Consider the following 447-nt stretch of genomic DNA (forward strand, 5'->3'; position numbering starts at 1 on the left):
GATATTTTCCACTGGCGATCATTGTCCCAATTTTAGTATTTAAATCACCTACAAGATATTCAACCTTGAAATTAACACCTGTTTGTTCTTCTAATTTTTTACCAATGGTTGTTTCATTAGTGTTCATGTTTTTACCTGGGGTGCCTGCATTAAAATAAGTAAAGGTTACTGGGGACAAATCCTTGCTGCCTGACTTGTTTGGTTTGCTGCTGGCGCTTTGGTCTTTTGTACACCCGACAATGGAAATCAAAAGTACAAGCCATAATACTACAGACAAAACTTTCTTAAGCATTATTCAACCCCCTGTTTTATTTATGAAAGCACTAGGTTATATGGTAATTGAATCATAACCACTGTACCTTTCTGTTTCTCACTTTGGAAAGTAAACTGAAATTGATTGCGGTAATAAAGCCTCAATCGATAATAGACATTTTTAATCCCTACATT

Annotated in this window: 1 protein-coding gene; it reads right to left on the reverse strand. The window is 35.1% G+C overall.

Annotated elements, in window-relative coordinates; all coding sequences use genetic code 11:
* A partial coding sequence (locus LC407_RS20815) for a hypothetical protein (protein ID WP_223483529.1) occupies positions 1-292 on the reverse strand: 292 nt, incomplete at its 3' end.
* Between the last annotated feature and the right edge of the window lie 155 nt (positions 293-447).

Origin of the sequence: Stenotrophomonas sp. OVS01A (assembly GCF_019969775.1) — a bacterium.
Taxonomy (GTDB): Bacteria; Pseudomonadota; Gammaproteobacteria; order Xanthomonadales; family Xanthomonadaceae; genus Stenotrophomonas; species Stenotrophomonas indicatrix.